Source organism: Bacillota bacterium, assembly GCA_013178415.1.
In the GTDB taxonomy this organism is placed as follows: Bacteria; Bacillota; SHA-98; order Ch115; family Ch115; genus Ch115.
Genome location: JABLXA010000003.1, coordinates 205757 through 232088, shown reverse-complemented (window position 1 = coordinate 232088; position 26332 = coordinate 205757). Strand labels below are relative to the sequence as shown.

Annotated in this window: 23 protein-coding genes; 20 read left to right on the top strand and 3 right to left on the bottom strand. The window is 51.3% G+C overall.

Annotation, left to right across the window (positions count from 1 at the left end):
* Window positions 1-131: 131 nt before the first annotated feature.
* The 3 genes from HPY52_04035 (at window position 132) to HPY52_04025 (ending at window position 3322) form a co-directional block, all read left to right on the top strand.
* Window positions 132-1274 (top strand): LacI family DNA-binding transcriptional regulator, encoded by a 1143-nt coding sequence (locus HPY52_04035; GenBank protein ID NPV79435.1) that lies wholly within the window; start codon window positions 132-134, stop codon window positions 1272-1274.
* A 114-nt stretch (window positions 1275-1388) separates the two neighbouring features.
* Complete coding sequence (locus tag HPY52_04030; GenBank protein ID NPV79434.1) at window positions 1389-2216, top strand: sugar phosphate isomerase/epimerase; 828 nt, start codon at window positions 1389-1391, stop codon at window positions 2214-2216.
* An 89-nt stretch (window positions 2217-2305) separates the two neighbouring features.
* The gene (locus HPY52_04025; GenBank protein NPV79433.1) at window positions 2306-3322 is read left to right on the top strand and encodes a Gfo/Idh/MocA family oxidoreductase; all 1017 of its coding nucleotides are present in this window, start codon (window positions 2306-2308) and stop codon (window positions 3320-3322) included.
* 274 nt (window positions 3323-3596) lie between these two features.
* Here HPY52_04025 and HPY52_04020 read toward each other — a convergent pair whose 3' ends face one another.
* Window positions 3597-3860, bottom strand: coding sequence for a hypothetical protein (locus HPY52_04020; GenBank protein NPV79432.1), 264 nt, complete (start codon window positions 3858-3860; stop codon window positions 3597-3599).
* Window positions 3861-4208: 348 nt separating this feature from the next.
* Between HPY52_04020 and HPY52_04015 the strand changes: the two genes are divergently transcribed.
* The 3 genes from HPY52_04015 to murQ all read left to right on the top strand — a co-directional run bounded on the left by HPY52_04015 (window position 4209) and on the right by murQ (window position 8068).
* Window positions 4209-5156, top strand: coding sequence for a hypothetical protein (locus tag HPY52_04015; GenBank protein NPV79431.1), 948 nt, complete (start codon window positions 4209-4211; stop codon window positions 5154-5156).
* Between the two features lie 494 nt (window positions 5157-5650).
* On the top strand, window positions 5651-7012 hold the full coding sequence (locus tag HPY52_04010) for a TrpB-like pyridoxal phosphate-dependent enzyme (GenBank protein NPV79430.1): 1362 nt from the start codon (window positions 5651-5653) through the stop codon (window positions 7010-7012).
* A 135-nt stretch (window positions 7013-7147) separates the two neighbouring features.
* A complete protein-coding gene (murQ, locus tag HPY52_04005; protein NPV79429.1) occupies window positions 7148-8068 on the top strand; it encodes an N-acetylmuramic acid 6-phosphate etherase in 921 nt (306 codons plus the stop codon).
* 4 nt (window positions 8069-8072) lie between these two features.
* On the opposite strand, the gene HPY52_04000 is transcribed toward murQ, so the two are convergent.
* Window positions 8073-9494: an HD domain-containing protein gene (locus HPY52_04000; protein ID NPV79428.1), complete on the bottom strand. Its 1422-nt coding sequence runs from the start codon at window positions 9492-9494 to the stop codon at window positions 8073-8075.
* A 416-nt stretch (window positions 9495-9910) separates the two neighbouring features.
* Between HPY52_04000 and HPY52_03995 the strand changes: the two genes are divergently transcribed.
* The 14 genes from HPY52_03995 to yabQ all read left to right on the top strand — a co-directional run bounded on the left by HPY52_03995 (window position 9911) and on the right by yabQ (window position 25275).
* Window positions 9911-10888: a L,D-transpeptidase family protein gene (locus HPY52_03995; protein NPV79427.1), complete on the top strand. Its 978-nt coding sequence runs from the start codon at window positions 9911-9913 to the stop codon at window positions 10886-10888.
* A gap of 191 nt (window positions 10889-11079) precedes the next feature.
* Complete coding sequence (gene glmU, locus HPY52_03990) at window positions 11080-12483, top strand: bifunctional UDP-N-acetylglucosamine diphosphorylase/glucosamine-1-phosphate N-acetyltransferase GlmU (protein NPV79426.1); 1404 nt, start codon at window positions 11080-11082, stop codon at window positions 12481-12483.
* A 56-nt stretch (window positions 12484-12539) separates the two neighbouring features.
* On the top strand, window positions 12540-13484 hold the full coding sequence (locus HPY52_03985; protein ID NPV79425.1) for a ribose-phosphate pyrophosphokinase: 945 nt from the start codon (window positions 12540-12542) through the stop codon (window positions 13482-13484).
* Window positions 13485-13612: 128 nt separating this feature from the next.
* Window positions 13613-14254, top strand: coding sequence for a 50S ribosomal protein L25 (locus HPY52_03980; GenBank protein NPV79424.1), 642 nt, complete (start codon window positions 13613-13615; stop codon window positions 14252-14254).
* Window positions 14255-14275: 21 nt separating this feature from the next.
* Window positions 14276-14854, top strand: a complete 579-nt coding sequence (locus HPY52_03975; GenBank protein NPV79423.1) for an aminoacyl-tRNA hydrolase — start codon at window positions 14276-14278, stop codon at window positions 14852-14854.
* Entirely contained in the window at window positions 14851-15288 is a 438-nt protein-coding gene (locus tag HPY52_03970) for a hypothetical protein (protein ID NPV79422.1), read from the top strand. Before HPY52_03975 ends, HPY52_03970 begins: the two co-directional genes overlap by 4 nt.
* Window positions 15289-15465: 177 nt before the next feature.
* Window positions 15466-19008, top strand: coding sequence for a transcription-repair coupling factor (gene mfd, locus HPY52_03965; protein NPV79421.1), 3543 nt, complete (start codon window positions 15466-15468; stop codon window positions 19006-19008).
* Between the two features lie 187 nt (window positions 19009-19195).
* Window positions 19196-19759: a stage V sporulation protein T gene (spoVT, locus tag HPY52_03960; GenBank protein ID NPV79420.1), complete on the top strand. Its 564-nt coding sequence runs from the start codon at window positions 19196-19198 to the stop codon at window positions 19757-19759.
* Between the two features lie 125 nt (window positions 19760-19884).
* Entirely contained in the window at window positions 19885-21531 is a 1647-nt protein-coding gene (locus tag HPY52_03955) for a polysaccharide biosynthesis protein (protein ID NPV79419.1), read from the top strand.
* A 75-nt stretch (window positions 21532-21606) separates the two neighbouring features.
* A complete protein-coding gene (mazG, locus tag HPY52_03950; protein ID NPV79418.1) occupies window positions 21607-22392 on the top strand; it encodes a nucleoside triphosphate pyrophosphohydrolase in 786 nt (261 codons plus the stop codon).
* Between the two features lie 104 nt (window positions 22393-22496).
* Window positions 22497-23483 (top strand): SpoIID/LytB domain-containing protein, encoded by a 987-nt coding sequence (locus HPY52_03945; GenBank protein NPV79417.1) that lies wholly within the window; start codon window positions 22497-22499, stop codon window positions 23481-23483.
* A gap of 76 nt (window positions 23484-23559) precedes the next feature.
* Window positions 23560-23847, top strand: a complete 288-nt coding sequence (yabP, locus tag HPY52_03940) for a sporulation protein YabP (protein NPV79416.1) — start codon at window positions 23560-23562, stop codon at window positions 23845-23847.
* Between the two features lie 138 nt (window positions 23848-23985).
* Window positions 23986-24783, top strand: coding sequence for a lytic transglycosylase domain-containing protein (locus HPY52_03935; protein ID NPV79415.1), 798 nt, complete (start codon window positions 23986-23988; stop codon window positions 24781-24783).
* 45 nt (window positions 24784-24828) lie between these two features.
* The gene (gene yabQ / locus HPY52_03930; GenBank protein NPV79414.1) at window positions 24829-25275 is read left to right on the top strand and encodes a spore cortex biosynthesis protein YabQ; all 447 of its coding nucleotides are present in this window, start codon (window positions 24829-24831) and stop codon (window positions 25273-25275) included.
* 16 nt (window positions 25276-25291) lie between these two features.
* On the opposite strand, the gene HPY52_03925 is transcribed toward yabQ, so the two are convergent.
* Window positions 25292-26278: a D-glycerate dehydrogenase gene (locus HPY52_03925; protein ID NPV79413.1), complete on the bottom strand. Its 987-nt coding sequence runs from the start codon at window positions 26276-26278 to the stop codon at window positions 25292-25294.
* Between the last annotated feature and the right edge of the window lie 54 nt (window positions 26279-26332).

The following is a 26332-nucleotide window of genomic DNA, read 5'->3' as shown; positions in this document are numbered from 1 at the left end:
AAAGGATCAATGCGCAACAGTGCGCATCAATATGCAAGGGCCCAATGTCGCTTAAAAAGTGGAGGCTGAGCGCAGTGCGCATGCTTCAGCAGTCAACCACCCCATAGTTAAGAATCAGGAGGGAAGGAACTATGGCTCCCCTGATGCGTGAACGCAGGGGTATCCGCCATGGCGAAAAAGGGATGACGCATAGATTGGGAAGTCGCCAGAAATCAGTTACAAGGCGTGTGACGTTGAAAGATGTCGCAGAGCAGGCCGGTGTATCGGTCTGCACCGCTTCCCTTGTGCTCAGCAGCAAAGATAAGGGGCGCGTAAGTGAAGCGACGAGGAAGAGAGTAAGGGCGGTGGCTCGTGGGCTAAATTACAGGCCGGACTTCATCGCGCGGGGACTCAAGACAAGACAAACATGTCTCTTTGCCCTGGTCATTCAATCCGCAGCTGCGTCCTTCTTTGCGGAGGTGATTCAGGGAATCCAGGATGTATCTGAACAAAAGGGATATAATATGCTCCTTTACACTACCAACGATGATATAGATAGAGAGGCTCGTTTCCTGCGGATTCTCGAGGAACGAGGTGTCGACGGCATCATCATATGTCCAAATGGCGCGAGAAATGTCGAGCTGCTGAATGAGCTCTATGAAAGAGGCACAGCTATTGTCGGAATTCTAAATATATCAGAGAAGGCGATATACCCGCAGATCTCTGTTGACAACTTTCACGGGGGCTTTGTCGCGGCGGAGCACCTGATCGAACTGGGACACAGGCGGATTGCCCATTTAGGCGCGCGCGGCCAGGAGTTTGATCAAGGGCTCAGCAGATTCAAAGGTTACAGTGAAGCTCTTCGTGAACATGGCCTGGAGCCTGACGACACTCTTGTGATAGACACCGATTATAGCTGGGAAAAGGGTTATGCTGCGGCCAGGAAATTATTTGCCATGAGGAATCCGCCTACAGCTATCTTCGCCTGCGGCGACATGGACGCCTGGGGTGCGATGAGGGCAATCAGGGAACTGGGGCTATCTATACCTCACGATGTATCGGTTGTTGGCTATGATAATCTAGCGATCACATCGCAGATGGAGGTGCCGCTCACCACGGTGGATCAGCCGAAATATGAAATAGGGCGTATAAGCATGCTGGCGCTTCTAGAGGCGATGACATCAGGCGAAGTCAAAGACCAGGTCATCACCCCGACGCTTGTGGTTAGAGAGTCGACGAGCAGGCCAAGATCCTTGAGCATGGTGAGATATGCGGTTGCTGAGACTGAGGGATAAACAATGGATTCGGATGGTATTGGGCGCGGCCATCCTCCCGGTTTCCCCTCGATGAACGGGGGCTTTGCGCTAAATCTCTAAGATAAGACGAGATACGAATGGAGGGCATTTGGAATGAAAGTTGCTGTTAGTATGTGGAGTCTTCACAAACTCTATCGAAAGGGAGAAATGGATGTCTTCGGGTTCATCGATTATGCCGCGGAACTGGGCGTAGATGGAGTCGAGCTTCTTGATTTCTTCTGGAAAGATATCTCCTCTGAGCCAAAGAAAGCCTTGGACCGCGTGAAGTCCAGGGGGCTTAAGGTTGCAGCTTATGCCATCGGCAATAATTTTGTAAACCCTGATGTCAACAAAAGGATGGCCGAGGTGGAAAAAATCAGGAATGGGGTGGACATGGCTGTTGACCTAGAGACTAAGATAGTGCGGGTTTTCAGCGGAGATCTAGTTCCTGGAATCAAATTCGAGGATGCTAAGAATTGGATATTGGAAGGGCTTTCTGAGGGCGCAAAATATGCGGAAAGAAAGGGGGTCGTTCTTGCCCTGGAGAACCATGGGCTTCTGGCCGGAAAGAGCTCCCAGGTCAAGGAGATCATTGAGACCGTTGGGTCACCCAGTTTGAGATCCACTATTGATACAGGCAATTTCCTCCTAGTAAATGAGAAGCCTGTAGATGCGGTGCGTACACTTGGCTCCCTTGCCGCCCATGTTCATTTCAAGGACATGAAGAAGATCGACGATGGCGATGTCACGGAGTTTTACACTGCTCTCGATGGCACGCGCTACATTGGAACAGTCGCAGGCGAAGGGGATGTTCAGATCGATGAAGTGGTCAGGCTCCTAAAAGAAGCTGGCTACAACGGATATCTGTCGGTTGAGTTTGAAGGGCTTGGGGACCCCAAAGAGGGAACCAGGAAGAGCGTGGAATACCTTCAGCGGTTCTAGGGTCATGGACCACCAAAGCAAAGGATCTCATACTAGATAAGGAGGGACTTGACATGTCCCTCCCACATCAAAATGAGGGGGTTAGTCTAATGTCAGATAACAAGCTCAGAGTAGGGGTAATCGGTTGTGGTGCGATAGCCAGGAATGCGCATCTCCCTTCCTATGCAAAGCTGCGGGATCTAGTTACGATACAAGCGGTTGCCGACGTCCATGAAGGAAGAGCAATGACAGCGGCGGAGCTTTACAATGTCCCGGAAGTCTATACTGATTACAGGGATATGCTCGCAAAGGCTGATATTGATGCAGTGAGCGTCTGCACCCCCAATAGCTTGCATGCTCAGCAGACCATTGACGCCATCAATGCTGGCAAGCATGTGCTATGCGAAAAACCCATGGCTACGAGCCTCGAGGATTCCCGTGCCATGATAGATGCAGCAAAGCAGGCTGGGGTAACGCTGATGGTTGGCTTCACTCACAGATACTTCAATTTCAATCGCAAGGTCAGAGAATACATACAGAAAGGCCTTATCGGCCAGCCTATGATGATGCGGGTGAGGTTCGCGCACAATGGTCCTTATCTTTCCTGGTCAGCTATGAGCGATTGGTTCTTCAAACCAGAGATGGCGGGGGGCGGGGCCCTTTTGGATATGGGCATTCACGCTATCGACCTTTGCCGCTACTTCGGCGGGGATGTAACCTCCATTTCAGCGAAGACCGCTACTCTCGGGAAGGATATAAGTGTGGAAGACTGGGCGGTTGGCATCATGGAATTTAAGGATCCCAAGCTCCTGGCCTATTTTGAGGTTGGTTGGAGCAGCCAGGCGGGACCCCTTGGCGTAGAAATTTACGGATCTGAAGGAACCATTGTGGCCGATTACGTGACTCCGCTGAAGATCTATAAAACCAAGACTGATCTGGGTAAATCTGGCTGGATCCTCCCGGATGACGTAGGAGGCGGCGGATGGGACGCTGAGGTCGCCAATTTCGTCAGGGCCCTTCTTGGCCGGGAGGAGTTGCTGGCTACAGCGGAAGACGGTTATGAATCTCTTCGGATAGCCCTCGCGGCATATGAGTCGTCGAAGAAAGGCGTTAGGGTCGCTCTGTGATCCGAGGCGGCGGTGGGAATGTGTACTCGTCCCGTCGGACGCAGCATGACCGGGGTATGGATACTCCTCTTGGCGGACGCAGCCTTGCTGCGAGGCTGCTCAGTGATCCGAGGCCCTCGGGCTATATGGCCTCGGATCAATGCCGCCGATCGGAGTATCCCAACCCCGGGTCTACCGGCCTCGGATCAAAGCCGCTGGGCCGGTACCACCTGCACCCATACCGCGGCCTCTCAGACAAATGCCGATGGGAGGAGCACCCCGCATTCGGCGTGCCTTAGGTCAACCGGCACGTTTCAGCTGACACGCCCTCGATTTTTCGCAGGTCCTTCGCAAGATTTTGGACGATCGTTGGCTCTGCCTCAACGACCATCGTAATGATGCCGTCAGGGCTCTGCGGATTGTGATATCCCGCCCGGCTCACGATGACATCCCCATATCTCGTCAATATTTCCTGGACTTCGGGCGCATATTTTACCCTGTCCTCAACTCGAATACCAACTACATGCACCGGCCTTCTTTTTTGGATATCCTCCGCCATGGCTCAGCACCTCTCAACTATGTGCAGATTTCGAGTGCTTTATTTGCCTCTTCACCATAGGATTATTTCCATTGGTGCGTGCATATAATCTTCTGCAAATAGGCAGCCCATTACGAAGGCGTTATTCCACGACATCTCGTCTCTCCGTGAAAACGGCCCATGCTTGTCTTTTCAGTTTATAGTAGATCTCTTGTATCGATTTCCTGCTTGTGATACATTGATTGAGGTGATCAGGTTAAGGGTTGCAGGATCCCGTGACTTCAGTCGTGGAGAGGTTCAAGTGGTGCATAAGCCGAATGAGGCCTGGCCTAGCCTGCCAGGAGATGTCTTTCTGAAGGAGAGAGGATCATGACTCCGAAAGAAAGGGCCATAATCGCGCTCACGCTCGGGCAACCCGATTACGTCCCGACGATGGAACTGGAATTTCAGCTTGTTGAAGAATTGTTTGGGGAGAGCTATTACACTGGCGAAGAGGTCGCCCAGGGAAAATCCAGGGAAGAAATCATTGATCATAATGCGAGGCTCATGGCAAAGGTAGCCGATCGTCTGGACTATGCTATCGTCATGTTGAGCTATGGGGTCCCGAGATTCGAAGGGGAGGACCATGTAGAGACCCTGATAGATCTGCGCAAAAGGGTAGAAGAATATCTCTCTTGTGAGCGGCTCTTTGTCTGCCATGGAGATGCCACTTATGCGCTTCCGGATGGCTCGACCATGACCGAATTTGTCTATAATCTACATGATCGGCCAGACGAAATGAAGGAGCAGGCCTCCAATATTGTGGAACGCCAACTGCAGAAATGTCGCCGTCTGATGGACGGGGGCTTTGATGGTTTCGCCCTTTGCTCTGACTATGCTTTCAATAAAGGACCGTTTCTATCGCCTGCGATGTTTCGGGAGTTCGTAACCCCATATCTCGCCAGACTCATAGAAGGGCAGCGGAATATGGGCGCATATGTTATCAAACATACAGATGGCGACATAATGAAAATCGTGGATCAAATAGTAGAATGCGGCCCACACGCGCTCCATTCCCTTGATCCCCAAGGTGGCATAGACATGGCTGTCATGAAAGAACGTTATGGCAGAAAGGTGTGTTTGATAGGGAATGTCAACTGCGCTCTTCTACAGACTGGAACCAAAGAGGAGATGCTGGCGAGCGCTGCATATGCCATGGAGCATGGCAAACCCGGCGGGGGATATATCTTTTCCACGTCCAATGTTGCATTCAAGGGCATGCCATTAGATAGCTATCTCACGATCCATGATTATTACCTGAAACACAGGATGTACTGATGCGGAAAATTGTCTATTTCATAGATTAGGGGTCGCCTGTTTTTGGGCAGACTTTGTGTGAATATGATCGCAAACATCGCAAAACCCGATATTGACAGTCTTTCCATGGGGTAATATAATAAAGTCAACATTTATCAGATGGTCAAAAGCTGTGACCGGAAATAGTAGGTGCCGCCCGCTGACTATGAAGAGAGTCGGGGACGGTGGAAACTCGACGTCAGGCCGGCACTGAATGGATCCGCGAGCTCAGGCCCGAAAGCTCGATACCTGATGAGTATGCGCGGTAAGCGTATACGCTGTGAGTAGGCGCCTGCGGGGGCCCTCGCCGTTACAAGGGGGAGGGCATCGACTTCGATAAGCCTGTGCCTTTTTGAGTGAGCCAAAGGCGCAATGCGTCTACTGACTAATCAGGGTGGCACCGCGGGAATCGACCCTCGTCCCTTACAGGACGAGGGTTTTTTTATATTCTTATGCAACCAGAGGGGGAAAGTTGTATGACTACCAAGATCATATTAGAGGAAAAGGATATCCCTAGGAAGTGGTATAATATTGTCGCCGACATGCCAACGAAGCCAGGGCCGCCGCTCAATCCAGCCACGTTAGAACCTGCGAAACCAGAGGATCTATCTGCGATATTTCCGCCTGTTTTGATCGAGCAAGAGATGAGTCAGGAAAGATGGATCGATATCCCGGAGAAGGTAATGGAGCTATTGTCCCTATGGAGGCCTACTCCACTTTATAGAGCCCATCGCCTCGAGGAGGCTTTGGGCACGCATTGCCGAATCTATTATAAATATGAAGGCGTAAGCCCTACCGGCAGCCATAAGCTCAATACCTCCATTCCACAAGCCTATTACAACAAACAGGCCGGCATAAAGCGTCTTACCACCGAGACAGGCGCTGGGCAGTGGGGCACTGCATTGGCTCTCGCATGCAATTTCGTTGGTCTCGAATGTACGGTATATATGGTACGGGTAAGTTATGAGCAAAAGCCATATCGTAAGTCGCAAATGATGGTATACGGCGCGGAGGTGATTCCGAGCCCGAGTCCCAGGACGGCTGCAGGCCGCAAGGTACTGGGGGAGCATCCTGACTCATTGGGCAGCCTTGGGATTGCCATAAGCGAGGCAGTAGAAGACGCGGCTTCTCATTCAGATAGTAACTACTCGTTGGGCAGCGTTCTGAATCATGTCTTGCTGCACCAGACCATCATAGGTTTGGAGACCAAGGAGCAATTCGCCAAGGTCGGCGATTACCCCGATGTCGTAATAGGTTGTTTCGGCGGGGGCAGCAATTTCTCTGGCCTTGCGCTACCTTTTGTGGCAGATAAGATCGATGGGAGAGATATAAAGGTGATAGCGGCTGAACCAGCGGCCTGCCCGACTCTGACAAGGGGCGTGTTTGGCTATGATTTCGGCGATACCGTTGGCCTTACGCCATTGATGCCAATGTATACATTGGGCCACGATTTCGTTCCCGCCGGCATCCATGCCGGAGGATTGAGATATCATGGCGCTGCGCCAATCGCAAGCCAGCTTCTCAAAGATGGCCTTATCGAAGCCCAATCGTTCATGCAGACCAGGGTGTTTCAGGCCGCCTGCCTTTTCGCCAGGGCTGAAGGAATCGTTCCAGCTCCAGAATCAGCCCATGCCATTGCATGTGTCATTGACGAAGTCAAGAAATGTGAAGAGGCCGGGACAGCCAAGACGGTAGTATTCAATCTCAGCGGCCATGGACTTCTGGACCTGGGGGCCTATGACATTTATTTCGCTGGAAAGCTGGAAGACTACCAGCATCCGCAAGAACTCATCGACGAGGCGCTTGCCAAACTTCCCAAGGTGCCGGCGACGAGTTGACATTCGACTGCGGCACGAAGGACACGAGTGATGAGGCGGTGAAGGCGCAGGACTCCTGCGCCCACCCCCATCACAGGATTCGGCGCGCCGGGGATCGTAATGCTTTTGATGGGGGAGCAGTGAATTTCAGGCATGATGAGACATGATATCACAGAGCAATTGAAAAGGCTTGCAACTGAAGAGCGTAACGAAAGGACCGTGGAAATCGACTGTCTGCCTACTATAGAAGTCCTTCGTCTCATAAACGATGAGGACAAAAAGGTAGCTTTCGCGGTTGAGGCGGAATTGCCTTCTATTGCGAGGGCGGTCGATGGGATAGCTGATAGGCTAGCAAAGGGAGGGCGTCTTTTCTATGTGGGCGCCGGCACCAGCGGGCGACTTGGCTTCGTCGATGCCTCTGAGTGTCCTCCAACTTTTGGCGTGGATCCATCTCTAGTTCAGGCCATCATCGCTGGCGGTGAAAAGGCTATAAGTCATTCTAGTGAAGGGGCTGAGGACGATGCAGGGCAGGGGGAGCGAGACATCATAGGACGAGGTGTAAATGCACATGATGCCGTAGTGGGAATAGCGGCTAGCGGGAGGACTCCTTATGTCATAGGCGCTCTCGAAGCAGCAAGGCGGCTCGGCGCGTTGACTATCTCGCTTACCTGCAATCGCGAATCTGAAATGGCCAAGATAGCGGACATAGCGATCGCTCCAGTTGTGGGGCCTGAGGTTATCCTGGGCTCTACTCGGATGAAGGCCGGCACGGCCCAAAAGATGGTGCTCAACATGATAAGTACTACAGTGATGATCAAGCTCGGCAAAGTTTACAGCAATCTCATGGTTGACATGAGGCCTTCTAACGCCAAACTTGTCGACAGGGCCAGACGTCTCATCATGATCGCCACAGGCGCGAGCTATGCGGAATCTGCCAGGATTCTCGAGGATGCGGGGCTCAATGTCAAAAGAGCCATAGTCATGCTCAAAGCCGGTGTGAACGCGGAGGAAGCGGGTAAGCTTCTTGATGCCGCAGGGGGAAATGTGCGAGAAGCGCTGATAATGAGGAGGAGATGACCCATTAATGGTTATTGAGTTCTCTTGCGAGCTCTAAGAGCTTCTCCTTTGTGTTGAGTGACGGGTCGTCCATAACCATATCAAGTAATCTGTGCAGGATCGCACCTACTTTGGGACCGGGAGGGATATTCAATATGTCCATTATGTCGCTCCCGTCTATCGCCAGATCTTTGAGGTGCAGAATAGGCCCCCTGGCAAGCGCTTCGCGGATTCGATGCAAGAGAAGCGTCATGTTTTCACCCATCCCATGCATGGTCCCCGTTGCTTCCCGATCCGCTTCTCGAAGTTTTGCGAGGTCGTATATGAAATCGAGGCCCAACTGCGCTACCAGCCTGCGAATATCCCCGTCGGTAGCTTCAGTGTTGAAACGGAACATGTGATACTTGATAAGGGAGGAGACATGGGTTATGAGATCCGATGGATAGCCAAGCCTCCGCATGATGCTGGCTGCAATTTCCGCCCCTACGATATCATGATGGTGGAACCAGATCCGGCCCTGCTCATCGCGGGACAGGGTGGCCGGTTTCCCGACATCATGTAATAAAGCAGCAAGGCGCAGGGCCAAGGCTGGCTCGATCCTGCAAACCGCATCCATGGTGTGACGCCATACAGTGTGGATATGGTTTGAGCCTTGTTCCATTCCTACAGTCTGCTGGAGTTCTGGGATGATATGTCCCAGAAGGCCCGTCCCCTGGAGGAGGTCAAGCCCCCTCTTTACGTCCGGAGAGACAAGCATCCTGTCGAGCTCAGCCCGGATCCTTTCTTTCGAGATCTTTGTGATCGAATGGGCCATGCTGAGGATGGCATGTTTAGTGTCAGGGCAAATCTCAAAGGAGAGTTCAGCGGCCAGGCGCACTGCCCTTAGCATTCTGAGGGCATCTTCTTTAAATCTAGCTTCAGGCTTGCCGACACATGATATCCTCCGTTCACGGAGATCTCTCATCCCATTGAACGGATCGACGATTTCGTGGCGAAAAGGATCATAAGCAAGGGCGTTTATTGTAAAATCTCGTCTTGCCAGATCCTCCTCGATACTGCTGGAAAAAGATACGCTGTCAGGCCTCCTCCCATCGCTATATATCCCATCGCTCCGGAAGGTCGTCACCTCTGCTGCATGACCATCCTCCTCCAGGTAGTCGGCTCCTTTGGCCTGGCCAGAGCCTGCCTTTTCTCCCCTGTGGAAGACCACGGTGATCGTGCCAAAACGTTCTCCTGTCGGAATGGCCCTTTCTCCGAAAATGGACTCGACATCTTCAGGCAAGGCATCTGTAGCAATATCCCAATCTTTGGGCCTCTGCCCAAGCTGGATGTCCCGGACTGCGCCGCCGACTATGAAAGCTTGATAGCCATGATGATGGAGTTCATTGACTATCTCAAGAACAGGCGAAGGAATTTCTAGTTTGAGAGCAAAGGACTCAGAGCACAATCTTCTAAAACCACCTTGATCTTCCCATCCTCGGCGACGCGGTCGCTGCATGCCCAGGATATGGGGGTATGTGGATTTCAATACTTTTGCCTGGATCTGATAACGGATCATATGGGCAAATATATATAGGTTATACACATGATGATACTACTCTGCAATCCCATGCGCAAGTTCGGGCATTCCGCCATCCTCCCATTCCTCCCATTTTACCACTCGCCCCTGCCCGTCGAGCCCGAATCAGCCGGGAGCCGGGCATCGAACGAGCTATTAGGGACAGATCTATTGGGAATAATATCTCACAGATCGAAATTGGAAGAGGAGGAAATCTGATTGATATGGGGATGTCTTTTCGCTCCCTCAAGGGATTTGTACGGCAGCTTCCAGCCACATTTGGGAGTCTTCTCAGAACATCTAGCATGAGACAGAGGATGATCCTGACATCTATCGGCATCATTTTGATAGCCGGGATCACCATGGCCGCCATCAGGTCTTATCAGGAGGTAAAACCCTCCCCTCCCAGCGGAGAGGAGTCTCGCCATGATGACTCTGGCGCAGAGTCCAACTCTATGCGACATAATGTCCAGAAAGCGCCAAAACCCGAACTTGTTGCGTCGGAGAAGACCAGGGTTGACAGAACGCATGAGAGAGATTTGGCCAAGGGTCAAGCAGCTTCACATTTAGAAAGAGTTGTCACTCTCCCCTGCGGTTGTATTGCTCCAATAACGAGCCAATCCCTTCAGGGGAAGCCTGCGGCCCCCAGGGGCCCTGAGTCTCCGTTCCCTCTGGAAGCTGGTGCCTGGCATACACAGCTAGCTGAGCCCATAATCTTGGTCATTGATACCCAAGAACGAACTCTCACTATGTACTCACAAGGTAGGCCGATAAAACAATATCCTGTAGCTGTGGGTAAACCAGCTACGCCAAGCCCTCCGGGAGAATGGAGAATTACCCGAAAGGCAAGCTGGAGCGGGGGATTTGGCACAAGATGGATGGGGCTCAATGTCCCCTGGGGCATCTACGGCATTCATGGCACCAACAAACCCTGGTCCATTGGCGATGCCGCCTCTGGCGGCTGCATCAGGATGCACAATCAGCATGTGGAGGAATTATTTAATCTAGTGAAACCTGGCACATTGGTGAAGATAGTAAGTCATCCTTATGACCCCCTCAGGAATCCGAGGCGTCTTTTGGGACCGGGGGAGAGGGGAGCCGATGTCCTGCTTGCCGAACGTCGCCTTGCCCATCTCGGCTATTCGGTGGGAAAGATAGATGGTCTGTATGATGATGATACGGTAAAAGCCGTGAAAGAATTTCAGCGGAAGAGAGGTCTGCGTGTGACAGGTGAAATAACGGACGAGGTCTACGATGCCCTGGGAATGTACCTGGTAGATTGAGAGGAGGACATCAGTCATTCGCCTTTTCCTTCGGCATGCGGAGATCTTGGTCCGGAGCTATATTTCACAGTTTTGCCTAGAGCTGAAAAAGGACTTCCTCCATCCCCGGAGAAATAAGCATGGGTACGAAAATGCATAAATAGGAGGGTGAACCCTCCTGGTTATGATCATACAACGAGGGGGTACTTGGCTTGTCGGGATTCAGGGCGATCTTGCTGGCCGCCGGCCTCGGCAAGAGGATGAAATCTGCGCTTCCAAAAGTCCTGCATAAGGTTTGCGGGAAACCAATTCTATACCATGTGGTTGACTCTTTGTTAGGTGCGGGGGCTGATTCTATTGTCATCGTTGTAGGGCATCAGGGGGAGATGGTGGAGGAAGCGGTGAAGGCTATAGGCGTTGCTCCATTCAAACTACAGTGTGTATATCAAAAAGAACAGCTCGGAACAGCGCATGCGGTGATGCAGGCCGAAAATCTGATGAAAGATTATGATGGCCCTGTTGTGATCGCTGCGGGGGATGTCCCGCTCCTGCCATCAGATGCTGTCAAGGAGCTTGTTGCTTCCCTCGAGGCTAAAGCGGCCTCGGCGGTTGTCCTTACTACCGTGATGGACGATCCGAGCGGGTACGGGCATATAGTCCGCGGGGCAGATGGCAAGGTGGTAAAGATAGTTGAGGACAAGGATGCTTCACCTGCTGAGAAGTCGATACGTGAGATAAATAGTGCTGTCTATTCTTTTCAATCGAAAATATTGTTCCAGATGCTCGGGCAGGTGGATCGCGCAAATGCGCAAGGCGAGTATTATTTGACGGATGTCGTAAAGGTCATGGTGAGCAAAGGCCTTGATGTGGAGGCTGTTGTTTGGCCGCACCCGGTGGAGGTCATGGGGATAAACACTCGTTTAGAACAGGCTGAGGCAGAAGGAATTCTGCGACAGCGAATTCGCGAGAAACTCATGCTGGATGGAGTCACGATCATAGATCCGTCCTCGGTCTTCATTGATGCAGATGTAAAGATAGGAAATGACACGATAATATATCCCTTCACCATTATTGAAGGGAACAGCTCCATAGGACAAAGGTGCACAATAGGACCCGGGGCACGGCTGGTAGATACTTTCGTTGATGATGACGCGGTTGTGCAGCAAGCTGTCGCATATGAGAGCCAGATTGGGCCTAGAGCCTCTGTAGGACCTTTCGCATACCTTCGTCCTGGCACGATCCTGCAGGAAGGGGCAAAGGTCGGGACATTCGTGGAAGTCAAGAAGTCGACGATAGGCAAGAATAGCAAGGTCCCTCACCAAAGCTACATTGGTGACGCTACCATAGGTAAAGATGTAAATGTGGGCGCCGGCACAATTACCTGTAACTATGATGGAAAGCGGAAACATCCCACGATCATCGGGGATGAGGTATTCATTGGGAGCAATACCAATCTCGTGGCCCCCGTGCGTGTCGAAAAGGGAGCATATGTGGCGGCAGGGTCTACGATAACACAAGATGTCCCTTCAGGTGCTCTGGGCATCGCTCGCGGCCTGCAGAGGAACATAGAAGGTTGGGTGGGAAGACGTAGAAAGAGAGATGAGTCTCAAGAGTGAAGCTGAATACGGCGGAATCCGAATGCAAGAGCATTTCCCGAGGGGGTGAGTCTGAGATGCTTTTGTGTTATAAGAGACTGAAGGTTTTCAGCGGAACCGCGAATCTCCCTCTTGCTCAGGAAATAGCCTCTCATCTTGGTCTTGAGCTTGGGAAAATGAAAGTAGACAGGTTTCAAGATGGAGAGACCAGGGTTCGGATCGAGGAGACCGTAAGAGGCGCAGAGGTTTTCATAATTCAGCCAACTTGCTGGCCTGTAAATGACAATCTCATGGAACTCCTGATTATTTCCGATGCCATGCGGCGGGCTTCAGCCAAGAGCATTACCGCCGTGATTCCGTACTATGGCTATGCTCGTCAGGACCGCAAGACCGCCCCAAGAGATCCAATCACAGCGAAATTGGTGGCTAATCTTCTGGTAAATTCTGGTATACAAAGAATCGTGACATTGGATTTGCATGCTGGCCAGATTCAGGGGTTTTTCGATATACCGGTAGATCCGCTGCTGGCTGCCCCAATTCTCGCAGACTATTATAAAGCCGCAAACTTCGACGGCGTGGTGGTTTCTCCGGATATTGGCGGAGCTGCCCGGGCTAGAGCCTTTGCCGAAAGGCTGCACGTGGGATTGGCCATAGTGGACAAGCGCCGACCTGAACCGAACGTGGCCGAGGCTTTGCATATAATAGGCAATATAGAGGACAAAAGAGTGCTTTTAGTAGATGATATAATTGATACAGCAGGCACTATCGTGGCCGTGTCAGATAGACTCCACAAGGCTGGTGCGACTGAAATATATGCGTGCTGCACCCATCCCGTCCTTTCGGGGAATGCAACAGAGAAGTTGGAGAGGTCCGGGATCAAGGAACTAGTGGTGACTAACTCAATCCCGATCCCGCCTTCTAAAATGAGTGATAAGATCAAGGTATTATCGGTGGCTCCGCTATTGGCGGAGGCGATCCGGCGCATATACGAGGAATTGTCTGTGAGCGTGCTTTTTGATTGAGTCGAGAGCTCTGCATTCACCTTGCGGGCTTTATATGTTATACTTCTCATGTGACTTTCTCTTCTTATGTAACCTGTCTTTGTTTTGAGAGGAGGTATGGGGCGCCGTTGGTGGCGCCATGAGATCTTATGAAAGAAGTGGTACTTTCTTGTGAGGCCAGGGATACCCTGGGTAAGGGGGCGAGCCGGAGGTCCCGCCAGCAAGGGAAAATTCCTGGAATAGTCTATGGAAAGGGAACCAAAGCCAGCCCCATTACAGTTGACGGCAGGACGCTCTCTCATCTGTTGGCTCAGGGTCTGACCGGCAAAATCGTCAGGCTCAAGGTGGCTGGCGGAGAGCAGGGCACGATTGAAAAGACTGCGGTCGTCAAGGAAGTCCAGCGTGATTTCACCAAGGGCAATGTGATTCACGTGGATTTCCAGGAAGTCTCTTTAGCGGATAAGATCGTGACCAAGGTCCCGGTCGTCCTTGTCGGAGAAGATCGTCGGACGAATGATGGCGGCATTTTGGAGCATGCGCTGTGGGAGCTCGAGATCCAGGCCACTCCCATGGATATCCCTGAAAAGGTCGAGGTGGATGTTTCAGGGCTTAGAATCGGTGATGTGATCAAAGCCGCGGAGTGCAATGTAGGTCCGAATGTCAAGATTCTTACTGATCCTGATACTCCTGTAGTTTCTATACTGTCGCCTACCAAGGCTGAGGAGGAGGCTCCGAAAGAGGCCGCTGAGGAAGCTGAAACGCCGGAAACTGAGGCCGAGGCTCGGGAGTAACAGGAGGCTCGGATTTGCGGCATGAAGGTAGTCATAGGCCTAGGTAATCCTGGAAGCAACTATGAGGGATCCCGGCACAATGTGGGGTTTAGAGTCGTGAACTCCCTCTCCTCAAGGCTCGGGATCCCCGTAAAGGAACGCCGCTTTCATTCACTCCTTGGTCTAGGAATATTTAAACAGCAAGAAGTGCTTCTTGTGAAGCCACTCACATATATGAATAACAGCGGGGTGGCTGTGAAGGAAATCCTGGATGGCTATTGCGTCGGCATTGATAGCTTGCTGGTAGTATGTGATGACATGGATCTAGATCTTGGAAGGGTTAGGATTCGCCAGAAGGGGAGTTCCGGTGGTCATAATGGCCTGAAATCCATTATAGAGATGATCGGCACCGAAGATTTTGCCAGGATCAGGGTCGGAATCGGGAGGCCCGCCCCGGGCCTCGACAGCATTCAGCATGTGCTTGGCTGGTTTTCACCAGAAGAAATGCCGGTGGTAAATGATGTAATTGAAATGGCTGCAGACGCCGCAGAGCTTTGTATCATTGAAGATGTGAATCGGGCCATGAACCGTTATAATGGTCTCTTCGTAGAGGGAAAATGATACTAGGAGCTGGTAAGGTTTTCGCTGCGGCCATCATTTCTGCATTATTGGCCTTTGGCGTGAATACGGCGACTATGCGCATCATGAGGAAATACCATGCTGGGATGGCAGGCGCCATAGAGGTTTTGCCAGTGCTTGAAGAAGTTATGAAAACTGGGACCGCAATCCTGTTCGGAGCTGCCATTGTCTGGACTCATGCTATATTTGGGATGATCGAAGGCCTTTTCGATATAGCAGGTGCCCGGGTTCGTGGCCCGGCCGGGCAGTCGGGTTGCCTTGCAGCAGTTTCGGGTACCATAGGCCATTTTACATTTGGTTTGCTAACTGCGGTGGTGTTTTCCGCCACATCCGATCTGATCCTAAGCATGGCGGTTTCTGCGACAGTTCATGTTATATGGAATGTCCTGGTAGCAAGAATATTAAGAATAACGTAAATTTGCTTTTCAAATATGTAAAGTCATGGAAAAGTTGAATTCCGCCGTCTAGCGGTAGCGGTTTGCGGATGCGCGGGCGGGTTCTATTTCTGCCTGCGTCCTTATCTCGCTATGTACAATTATCATGTACAGAAGAACGGTCAAGGATAAAGGATCATGTTCAGAAGAAGGGATTGCATGGACGGGATACTGGCTATCTTGATGGAATCCAGCGAATTTAAGATGATGAGCAGGAGTATTTCTTCAGGGACCGGAGACGGGATCATTCAGGGGTTGTCTGGATCCCAGAAAAGCTATATCATCGCCGGATTGCATAAAGCCGTTTCAAGACCCATCGCCCTTGTGACCTATAGCCTCCAGCAAGCAGAGAAGATCTTGGTGGATCTCCATACATTTCTTGAGCCACAGGAGGCTGTGATCTTTCCTCCATTGGAGCTCCTGCCCCATGAGGAAGCCCGGGAAAGCCCGGATATATTGTATGAACGATTAAGGGTTCAGCAGCTGCTTGCAGAAGGTGAAAATCCTGTTGTCATAATACCCATAAGATCATTAGTTCGCAAGCTCATCCCCGGGGAAGTATTCAAATGCCATGTTTTGCGCTTACATCCGGGCATGGCGATGGATTTCGATGAACTTGTAAACCGGCTTGTTTTTTGCGGTTTCGAGAGAGTTGACATGGTTGAACAAAGGGGACAGATGAGCGTCCGGGGAGGTATCGTCGATGTATTTCCAGTTACGGCTGAAAGGCCTATCCGGATAGAATTCTTTGGTGACGAAATCGAATCCATCAGGGAATTTGATGCGGCCACGCAGGTTACGATATCTCACCTTGATGTGGTTGCTATCCCTCCAGCCCGCGAATTTCTATTAGATATGCCAGATGATGAGAAAAAGAAATGTCTCGGACGGATAAGGGCGGAATTGGATCGAACTTGCGGCAAGCTGGCCGGGATGGGACTCTCCGAGAGGTCTCGCAACCTTGCCGCCAGGGTCGAGGCTCATTTAGAGAAGCTGGCTTTCGGCATTTACTTTGACTCAGATGAACAATATGCTCCCTTCTTCTATCCTAAAATGGGATCTTTGCTAGATAGGATGAACGATCCTCTTCTCATTCTCGATGAACCAGGGCGGATCAGGGAAGGTCTGTCAGGCGTCTTCAAGGAATCGCAGGAGAGTTATTTCTCTCTTCTTGAGAAGGGGACGATCCTCCCGTCGCAGGCACATATCTTCTACCAGTCAGACGAGATAACCGGGCTCCTCGGTAGATATCAGACGATTCATATCACTTTTATGTCAAAAGGAATGGATATCTACGAGGGACGCCGTATTTGGAACTTCCCCGCCAGGATGGGGGAAGCCTTCAATGGCAACGTGGAGATGATGACAAAGAGCTTATCTGCATGGCGTCGTAAGGCTTACCGGATTGTTTTCTATATATCGACTCCCACGAGAGCCCGGGCCCTTTTGGATACATTGAAGCAGGCGGGAATCCCGGCTATATTCGAGGAAAGGCCAAAGGAGTCCATCAAGCCCGGGAATGTGGTGATTACTTCTGGTGAACTGGAAAATGGGTTTGAATTCCCTTCGCTCAGGCTGGTTGTCCTCACCGACACGGAAATCTATGGCGCAACAAGGAAAAAACGCCGCATCGCGCCTAAATCAGAGGATGTGAGTCCGCTATCATCCTATACTTCTCTCACCCCCGGAGACTATGTCGTGCATATAAACCATGGTATTGGAAAGTATCTCGGGATTCAGACTCTAGAAGTAGCAGGGGTCAAGAAGGATTATTTAGTGGTGAAATATGCTGGTGAGGATCGCCTGTATGTTCCCACTGACCAGGTTAACCTGCTTCAGAAATACATTGGCCTGGACGATATGCCTCCAAAGATATATAAGCTTGGAGGCTCCGAATGGGCCAAGGTCAAGAATCGGGTCAGGGAGACCGTTAAAGATGTGGCAAATAAGCTCATAGAGCTCTATTCGGTGCGCGAGGCTTCTAAGGGGCATGCCTTCTCGCCTGACACCATATGGCAGAAGGAGTTCGAGGAAGCGTTTCCTTATGAGGAGACACCAGATCAATGGCGGGCTATCGAAGAGGTCAAACGTGACATGGAAAGCCCGCGTCCCATGGATCGACTTCTATGTGGGGATGTTGGATACGGCAAGACAGAGATAGCCATACGTGCGGCGTTCAAATGCGTCATGGATAGCAAGCAGGCTGCGGTGCTTGTACCAACTACAATCTTGGCGCAACAGCACTATATGACATTCAAGGATAGATTTCAGGGGTTCCCGGTAGAGATAGCTGTCCTCAGTCGATTTCAATCAGCCAGAGAGCAGCAGGAGATCCTCAGGAAGCTAAAACATGGGGAGATCGACATAATCATTGGAACCCATAGACTGCTGCAAAAGGACGTGAGATTCAAGGACCTGGGCCTTCTTGTAGTTGATGAGGAACAGCGGTTTGGTGTCATGCATAAGGAGGCGTTGAAAGAGCTGAAAAAGAACGTCGATGTTCTTACATTGACTGCAACACCTATTCCCAGGACTCTTCACATGTCCCTGGTCAGCATCCGTGACATGAGTTTGATACAGACCCCGCCAGAGAACAGGCTCCCGGTGAGGACTTACGTCATGGAATATGATGACAGCATCATCAGGGACGCTATTACCCGGGAAATAGATAGGGGCGGGCAGGTGTACTTCGTCCATAATAGGATTCAGTCCATTGAATCATGCGCATCTCGACTCGCTGAACTGGTGCCTGAGGCCCGAATCAAAGTGGCTCATGGGCAGATGCCTGAGGATCTACTCGAGAGCACGATGCTGCAATTTCTTGACCGGGAATTTGATGTGTTGGTATGTACCACCATAATAGAGAATGGGCTGGACATACCAAATGTGAATACTATCATTGTTGAAGATGCCGCAAATCTGGGGTTGGCGCAGCTCTACCAGCTACGTGGGCGGGTTGGCAGGTCCAATCGCGTTGCGTACGCCTATTTCATGTATCAGCGCGACCATATCCTCACTGAAGAAAGTGAAAAGAGGCTTCAGGCTATCAAGGAATTTACAGAGCTTGGCTCTGGATTCAAGATCGCCATGAGGGACCTTGAGATCAGGGGCGCCGGAAATATTCTTGGTGCGGAGCAGCACGGTCATATCGCGGCAGTCGGATTTGAGTTATATGCCAAACTTATGCGCGATTCTATCAAGGAGCTCAGGGGTGAGAAACCTGATGAGGAAACGCCTGATCCGGTCATTGAGCTTCCTGTGAGCGCCTTTATACCTGATGATTATATCCCTGATGGCAGGCAAAAGATCGAGATGTATAAAAAGATCAATAGAGTGACAGACGCCGAAGAGGCTGATGCGCTTGCGGAGGAATTCATTGACCGATTTGGGGACATCCCGCAGCCTGCCCGCAACCTGCTCATGGTAGCCAAGATAAAGGCCATATGTAAGGCCGTGAAGGTTGTGTCCGTGACGGCTGAACGCGACGGTGTGACAGTCAGGCTTTCACCATTTGCAAAAGTCTCTGGAGAGGATCTTATGTCCGTAGTCCGTCAACACCGCGGCAGGGTAAAGGCAGATTTCGCCCGGTCTCCTTCGCTCAAACTCCGGGTCGGAGGTCTGCAGGATGGGGAGTTGCTCAGTTTCATAGAATCCTGTATCAGCGGCATCGGCGCCAGGACCAGGGCTGTCAGTGGAGAGTAACCAAGGGGACATACCGGGTCAGGTAAGGGATTCCTTTACCGAATACTTTTCATAGAAGCGATTCGTATTAGTGGTAAGACTGAATAATATTGTTAGCGTCCTTATATACTATGGAAGGGGAAACAGGGTGCGGGAATATCTTGGGTGTGGCTGGACAAGACTATACGATGGAGAAGGAGGGGTGGCAATGAAGGCAACTGGTATTGTAAGGCGAATAGACGACCTTGGAAGGGTTGTAATTCCCAAAGAAATTAGGAGAACTCTGAGAATCCGCGAAGGCGACCCTCTTGAGATCTTTGTCGATAGAGAGGGCGAGGTCATCCTGAAGAAATATTCTCCTATAGGCGAACTCGGGGACTTCGCGAAGGAGTATGCGGATTCTCTTTATGAGGCCACAGGCCATATTGCATGTATCGCTGATCGCGATGCCATAATTGCGGTAGCGGGAGCGCCTAAGAAGCAATTTATGGACAAGCGGATTTCACCTGCTGTCGAGCGAGCCATGGAAGAAAGGAAATCGCTCATTATTAACGAACCCGGGAAACATGAATATTGTGAGACCTGCCCCGTCCTCGAGGATGGGGAGGACTGCAAGTTCACGGCTGAGGTGATAGCTCCAATAATAGCGGAGGGAGACCCGATTGGCGCCGTGATCCTCACATCGATGACCCCGGATGTGAAGATGGGGGATCTTGAGTTGAAGCTCACGGAAACCGCGGCCGGTTTCCTGGCAAAACAGATGGAACAATAAGGTCGGGTAACGTTTGTTGATCAACATTGATCAGATGCCGGGCAGGGCGCCAGCATAGGCGCCTTGCTCTTTTGTTTTCTATTGTTGTATACTGTCGCTGTATGGCATAACTTCGGGGGTGCAGTATGACAAAGAAATCTTTCGTCCGTGGCGCCGCGATCCTGGCAATTGCAGGGCTCGCCAACAGGGTTGTGGGCGCCGTGTCCCGGATCGTCCTTCCGGCTCTCATCGGGGACGAGGGCATGGGCCTTTTCCAGATGGCCTATCCAATATATTCGATATTCTTGGTAGTTTCTACTGCTGGCGTCCCAGTAGCGGTATCCAAGCTTGTCGCCGAACAGGCTGCAAAGGGCAATTCTCACGGGGCTAGGAGAATCCTCAGGGTTGCCGCAACTATACTCTTCCTTACAGGAGCTATCGGCACTCTGATCCTGGTAGCCAGTGCAGATGTCTTGTCTTCTGCGGTGCTCAGAGATAGGCGTGCAGCGCTGCCCATCATAGCCACAGCTCCTGCCGTTCTCATTCTATCCTTTATGTCCGCCTTTCGCGGTTATTTCCAGGGGCTGCAGGAGATGGAGCGGAGCGCCAACTCACAGATCGCTGAGCAGCTCATCAGAGTGTTTTCCATGATATCTCTTGCCTATTTCCTTCTCCCGAAGGGAATAGACTTCTCAGCCGCCGGAGCTTCCTTCGGAGCGGTGCTGGGAGGCATAGCGGGCCTTATAGTGATTCTTATTCCATACTACAGGCAGTCTTCCGGTTCAGACAAAAGGGGCGCCAATTCGAATCTTGGATTACGCGGAGGTCAAGGTGATTCTGTTGACCCTTTGTCCGAGGGTTATATGGTATCATCTGCGGCTATCGCTGGGCGCATCTTTTCCCTATCGATACCTATCGTAATAGGGGCTTCCATCATGCCGCTAATGCAGGTAGTGGATGCCGTGTTGATTCCCATGCGTTTGAATGCGGCGGGAGTGGTGGGGACGCAAGTCACAAGGCTCTATGGACAACTCACCGGCATGGCATTACCCCTTGTCTATTTCCCGACCGTTATAACCACGGCTCTCGCGGCAAGCGCCGTACCTGCCGTCTCTGAGGCTTTGGCATACAAGGACCGCCGTATGCTGATCAGCCGGTCCCAGGATGTGATATGGTTTGGTGCTCTCATCGGATTACCTTCATCCCTTGGCCTGTTTCTGCTGGCTGACGAGTTTTGCGCCATGTTCTACAGGTTGCCCGCAGCGGGAGTGTCCCTCAGGGCAGTAGCTTTCGGCACCCTTTTCCTATGTCTCCAACAGACGAGTTCGGGCGTCCTCCAGGGGCTTGGTGAGGTGACCGTTCCAGTCAGGAATCTCTTTGTCGGCGCCATTTTGAAGGCCATAGTAAACTATGTATTTACAGGCATCCCTGCCATTGGGATCAAGGGCGCTGCATGGGGCACCGTAATCGGATTTGCGATTTCTTCTATATTGAATCTGCTTTACCTTTCGCGAAAGCTTGGGCTTGCCTTGGATATTCAAAAACACTTGATAAAGCCTTTGATAGCCACATGCGTCATGGGGATTGCGGTGACCCTAACGTATAGGCTCGCTCATGACGCGCTGGGGAGCAATACCCTGGCCACATTGTCTGCCACAGCGATCGGGGCTGCAATTTACGGTCTGCTCCTATTAGTGACCGGGGCCATCAGTTCACGTGATATAGCATTGCTTCCCATGGGCGCGAAAATATCCAAGATCCTTGTGAAATTGGGTCTTATTCGGGATCTATGATAGAGTTGTGCAAGCAAAGGAGGAAATATGATTTCCTTTGTCTCTGGAGACGAGATAGGGAATCATGGCAATGGTATGAGCAGCGATAAGTATTCTCTGGACAAGTTGTCGGACATCGTGGCCCGGCTGAGGGGCGAAGGCGGGTGCCCATGGGATCGCAAGCAGACCCATGAATCAATCAAACCCCATATTGTTGAAGAGGCTTACGAGGTTGTAGATGCCATAGATAGTCATGATACACAGGCACTCATCGAGGAACTGGGCGATGTGCTTCTACACGTGGTCTTTCATTCTCAGCTGGGGTCAGAAGAGGGCGCCTTCAACCTGGGGAATGTGATTCATGCAATCGAGGACAAGATGATACGGAGGCACCCTCATGTATTTGGAGATGCGACGGTGAAGAGTACGGCTGAGGTCCTCAGGAACTGGGAGAGAATCAAACAGGACGAGGCGTCTCAGGAAACGGGAATCCTGGCGAAGGTTCCAAGGAGTCTCCCAGCCTTGATGCGCGCGCATAAAGTGCAAGAGATGGCTGCCAGGGTCGGGTTCGATTGGGCCCAGGCAAAGGATGCATTTGAGAAAGTAGTAGAGGAAACCAATGAACTCCGCGAGGCGATGGATTCGGAGAATCAGGAAAGTATCTCTGAGGAACTTGGAGATCTTCTATTTGCCATAGTGAATGTCGCGAGGCACTTGGGTGTCCAACCTGAATTATCCTTAATGGATACGGTGGATAAGTTCATCAAGAGATTTAGCTTCATCGAAGCCCAGGCAAAGGATATGGGCATGCACGTGGAAGACATGACCCTCAAACAAATGGATTCGCTATGGGATAAGGCCAAAGAGTCAGAAGATCTTTAGATTGTCACGCTCTCCTGAATGTAACTGTGAGGCAAATTTCTGCGCCTTTTCTTTGGAATACTAATGTCGATAGTCATTTCGATCTACATTCAGGAGGGTATGATATGAGTTTTGGCAAGAGAAGCAAGTGGTACTATCTAGCTTTTGGGATAGGGTCTGTAGTTTTGGCATACATCCTGGTCTTTAGCATAGGAGGTTGCCCCGGGCCAGAAAGAAGGCTTACTGAAAAGCCAATACCCAGGATGGATAAAGAGCCGATCTTGAGCGTATATTTTCATGATACCGGTCAGCGCGTCAAGATGCCCTTAGAAACATACATCGAGGGCGTAGTCGCAGGGGAGATGAAACCAGATTGGCCGGTCGACGCATATGCTGCCCAGGCTATAATCGCAAGGACCTTCACCCTTGAGTTCTTGAGCAGGGGCGGGACACGCAAGCTGCATGGCACGGATATTTCCACAAAACCTGAAGAGACCCAGGCATACAATGCGGCCGCTGTCACGCCTGATATCAAGAAAGCTGTACAAATGACGCGCGGGGAGGTTTTGAGTTACAGGGGACATTACATACATGGCTGGTTTAGCGCGCTGTGCGCTGGCGAGACCTCTCTAGCTCGCGATGGATTGTCATACCCTAAGCCCGAGCCCCCTTATACTGCCCGCGTGGATTGTCCATGCCCCAAATATACGCCTCCTGGGGAATTTTACTGGAAGGCCAGTTTCACAGCCAGCGATATCAAATCCGCTCTAGCCAAGGTAGGTCTCAATATCGGCGATATCAGGAGCATCCGTATAATTCGGAGAAGCCCAGATGATCGTGTCACCCTGTTCAGGATTTCTCATACTGGCGGATCCACAGATATAGCTGGCAACGATTTCCGCGTTGCCCTAGGAAGTGACCGAATGCGGTCAACAATCATTTCCACCATGACCTTTGATGGTAGCACGCTCTACGTGGAGGGGAAGGGATTTGGACATGGTGTTGGTATGTGCCAATGGGGGGCTTACGCCTTCGCCAAGCAGGGGAAATCGCCTGAGGAAATCGTAACCCATTATTTTAAAGGGGTAAAAGTGGTGAAGCTTTGGGATTGAGATAAAGGATGTCATCTTTCACCGAGGACAGGCATAGATATGGAGGTGAGGCGGACTTGGACGGGAGGGGAGTCATGTGGACGACAAGAAGAAGCCCATAACCCTTCAACACAAGATAGAGATCACTGAGCGGGAGTCTGTGATAGTGAGTGGAGTCTCAAATGTCGAGAGTTTCGACGATCAAGAGATAGTTCTCGAGACAAGCGCCGGTGTTCTTTTGATCAGGGGAAGGGAATTACACGTTAAGCAGCTAAATCTTGATGATGGCAACCTTGCGATCGAGGGATTCATACAGGGACTTGACTACATGGATGAGGCCGGAGGCAAGAGAGGGCGTGGCTTCTTTGGGCGATTACTTAAGTGAGTTGGCAGGCATATGAGGCGGGCAAGACCCCTCGGGCATCGCGTGAGGGGTTTCAGAAGGATTTCCTTTCATTTTACGAGGAAACGCAGAAGGGGGAGGCGTACCCGGAGATTTGATCTCTTATGGCCCCTGGATTTCTTGTTCAGAAATATTCCCATGGTGGTCTTCAGCCCATTTGGGCTTATTTGGGAGATCTTCAGGGGGAGGCCCAGGGTTGGCCGTGGTTGGATTTCCTATTACATGATCTTCAGTCTTGCGCTTCTTTGCTCATGGATCGGCGCGTCCTCATATGTTGTAAAGGGAGAAAGGCAGGCAGTCGCGGCTCTCAGCCACTTTTCGCAATCGAAATCAGAAGCGTATAATTGCCCGTTTGCGGCTGAGATAAACTATTATGCCTTGCGCGCAGATATTGACCCGTCCCTGGTGGCCGCCGTGATTTCCCAGGAAAGCTCCTTCAATGCCAATGCCGTCTCCCCGGCAGGCGCAAGGGGGCTTATGCAGATCATGCCGGCCGTATTCAAGGAACTGAATCCTGATTCACCATGCAGTGGTGATCATGCCCCTCCTGCCTGCGGGGAACAATGCATATTCGATCCTGCGACAAATATCAAGACCGGGGTCAAGCTCCTGCATTCTTTGGTAGAGGAATTTCATGGGGATATCATCATGGCTCTTGCCGCATATAATGCCGGCGGTAGAGCGGTAAAGCGATACCAGGGAGAGACGGCGTCAGAGGGGCTCCCGCCCTATAAGGAAACCCAGCAATATGTGCGCAGAATAGCGTTATTCTGGCCGGAATTCAGAAGTCGAAATGTCCATGCCAGACTATGGATCATCTCTATCCTCACGAAGGTAGTCACTATCTCAGCATGGGCCAATCTGGGCGCATGGGGATTGCTCTTTGTCTGGATCATCCTCCGTACGAAAGGAAGGTAACCGCATTTAAGGAATCTTGGCGCCTTCGCTTAATGCGGTAGGATTATGGATTCTCTAATCCTGCAGGTCTTTTCATTTGCCGTGACCATATTGATCGGGGCATTGCTTGGAATGATCTTTGACCTTTACCGGGTCATTCGCGGCATAACCTCCCCAACTCCGGTTACGACAACAATAGGTGACATCTTGTTTTGGATCATCGCGACGACCCTTTCATTCTGCCTCTTATTGAGGGCCACTTGGGCGGATATGCGTTTCTATGTATTCCTGGGCTTTTTGATTGGGTTCAATATTTACAGGGCTCTCATGAGCAGGTTGATCATCAACATGTTCCTCGGGATATATGATGCCGGAAGGCTTGCTTCTCATAGAGCGAAAAATATACGGTACAAAGCGTCTGACCTGGCACGCGCCTACATCTTGGAGGGGGTGGGGGGCAGGCTCTCACGGCTAGCCGGCCGTTTGAGACGCCGGCCCCCAGCTTCCCGTTGAACAATGGTGTTGTTGATCACTTCCGGTCTTTCATGACCTCAGGATTGACCAGATTTGGCGGCGTCTCCCCTTTAAGGGCTGCCATACAATTTTCTGCGGCCATTGTTGCCATTTTTGTGCGAGTAGCTACGCTGGCGCTAGCTATATGCGGCGCAATAGTGAGATTGTTGAGCTTCAAGATAGGATGGTCAGCAGGAATAGGCTCCGGCTCAGTCACATCCAGGCCTGCCCCTGTGATCGTTCCATCCCTGAGGGCTTCATAGAGCGCCTCCAGATCTACTATTGGCCCTCTCGACGTATTGATCAGGATCGCTGTCTTTTTCATCAGTTTCAACTGATCTCTGCCAATAAGATGGTGCGTTTCCTTTGTCAGCGGGACATGTATGCTGACAAAATCCGCCTGTTTCAGGAGTTCAGGGAGACTGACGTACTGGATCCCAAGTTCTTTCTCAGCCTTCTCATTCCTTACGACGTCATAGTAAAGGAGCTTCATTGAAAAACCCGAGCCACGCCTTGCCATCTCGTAACCGATTCGCCCGAGACCTATAAGCCCTAGCGTAGCGTGATGTATATCTTGTCCCAAAAACCCCGTTGGAACCCATGTTTTCCACTTACCTTCCCGTGTATGGCGGTCTGCCTCCACGACTCGTCTGGCCGCTGCCATGAGCAGTGTAAACGCAAAATCGGCGGTTGTATCGGTCAGGACTCCAGGGGTATTGGTGACAAGAATACCGCGCTTAGTTGCCTCAGGGACGTCGATGTTATCAAAGCCGACGGCATAGTTGCTGACCACCTTCAAGCGCCTGGCTTTATCCATAAGTTCCCCATCAATCTTATCGGTGAGTAGCGCCACTAGGCCATCTATGTCCTCAACCTCTTTCAATAGTACCTCGCGCGGCGGTGGAAGTTCCCCATCCCATACTTTGACATCTGCTTCCTTTTTTAAGATATCCAAACCTGGTTCTGGAATTCTTCTGGTAACGTAGACTTTGAAGCGTGGCATAATAAGATCTTACCTCCATCATAGAATGAGAATGAATATAGAAATATTCTGTGC

What these genes read in the sequence shown, in the direction of transcription:
- HPY52_04035 (NPV79435.1), top strand. Translation starts at nt 132, where the DNA reads ATGGCTCCCCTGATGCGTGAACGCAGGGGTATCCGCCATGGCGAAAAA.
- HPY52_04030 (NPV79434.1), top strand. Translation starts at nt 1,389, where the DNA reads ATGAAAGTTGCTGTTAGTATGTGGAGTCTTCACAAACTCTATCGAAAG.
- HPY52_04025 (NPV79433.1), top strand. Translation starts at nt 2,306, where the DNA reads ATGTCAGATAACAAGCTCAGAGTAGGGGTAATCGGTTGTGGTGCGATA.
- HPY52_04020 (NPV79432.1), bottom strand. Translation starts at nt 3,860, where the DNA reads ATGGCGGAGGATATCCAAAAAAGAAGGCCGGTGCATGTAGTTGGTATT.
- HPY52_04015 (NPV79431.1), top strand. Translation starts at nt 4,209, where the DNA reads ATGACTCCGAAAGAAAGGGCCATAATCGCGCTCACGCTCGGGCAACCC.
- HPY52_04010 (NPV79430.1), top strand. Translation starts at nt 5,651, where the DNA reads ATGACTACCAAGATCATATTAGAGGAAAAGGATATCCCTAGGAAGTGG.
- murQ (NPV79429.1), top strand. Translation starts at nt 7,148, where the DNA reads ATGAGACATGATATCACAGAGCAATTGAAAAGGCTTGCAACTGAAGAG.
- HPY52_03995 (NPV79427.1), top strand. Translation starts at nt 9,911, where the DNA reads ATGAGACAGAGGATGATCCTGACATCTATCGGCATCATTTTGATAGCC.
- HPY52_03985 (NPV79425.1), top strand. Translation starts at nt 12,540, where the DNA reads ATGCTTTTGTGTTATAAGAGACTGAAGGTTTTCAGCGGAACCGCGAAT.
- HPY52_03980 (NPV79424.1), top strand. Translation starts at nt 13,613, where the DNA reads ATGAAAGAAGTGGTACTTTCTTGTGAGGCCAGGGATACCCTGGGTAAG.
- HPY52_03975 (NPV79423.1), top strand. Translation starts at nt 14,276, where the DNA reads ATGAAGGTAGTCATAGGCCTAGGTAATCCTGGAAGCAACTATGAGGGA.
- HPY52_03970 (NPV79422.1), top strand. Translation starts at nt 14,851, where the DNA reads ATGATACTAGGAGCTGGTAAGGTTTTCGCTGCGGCCATCATTTCTGCA.
- mfd (NPV79421.1), top strand. Translation starts at nt 15,466, where the DNA reads ATGGACGGGATACTGGCTATCTTGATGGAATCCAGCGAATTTAAGATG.
- spoVT (NPV79420.1), top strand. Translation starts at nt 19,196, where the DNA reads ATGAAGGCAACTGGTATTGTAAGGCGAATAGACGACCTTGGAAGGGTT.
- HPY52_03955 (NPV79419.1), top strand. Translation starts at nt 19,885, where the DNA reads ATGACAAAGAAATCTTTCGTCCGTGGCGCCGCGATCCTGGCAATTGCA.
- mazG (NPV79418.1), top strand. Translation starts at nt 21,607, where the DNA reads ATGAGCAGCGATAAGTATTCTCTGGACAAGTTGTCGGACATCGTGGCC.
- HPY52_03945 (NPV79417.1), top strand. Translation starts at nt 22,497, where the DNA reads ATGAGTTTTGGCAAGAGAAGCAAGTGGTACTATCTAGCTTTTGGGATA.
- yabQ (NPV79414.1), top strand. Translation starts at nt 24,829, where the DNA reads ATGGATTCTCTAATCCTGCAGGTCTTTTCATTTGCCGTGACCATATTG.
- HPY52_03925 (NPV79413.1), bottom strand. Translation starts at nt 26,278, where the DNA reads ATGCCACGCTTCAAAGTCTACGTTACCAGAAGAATTCCAGAACCAGGT.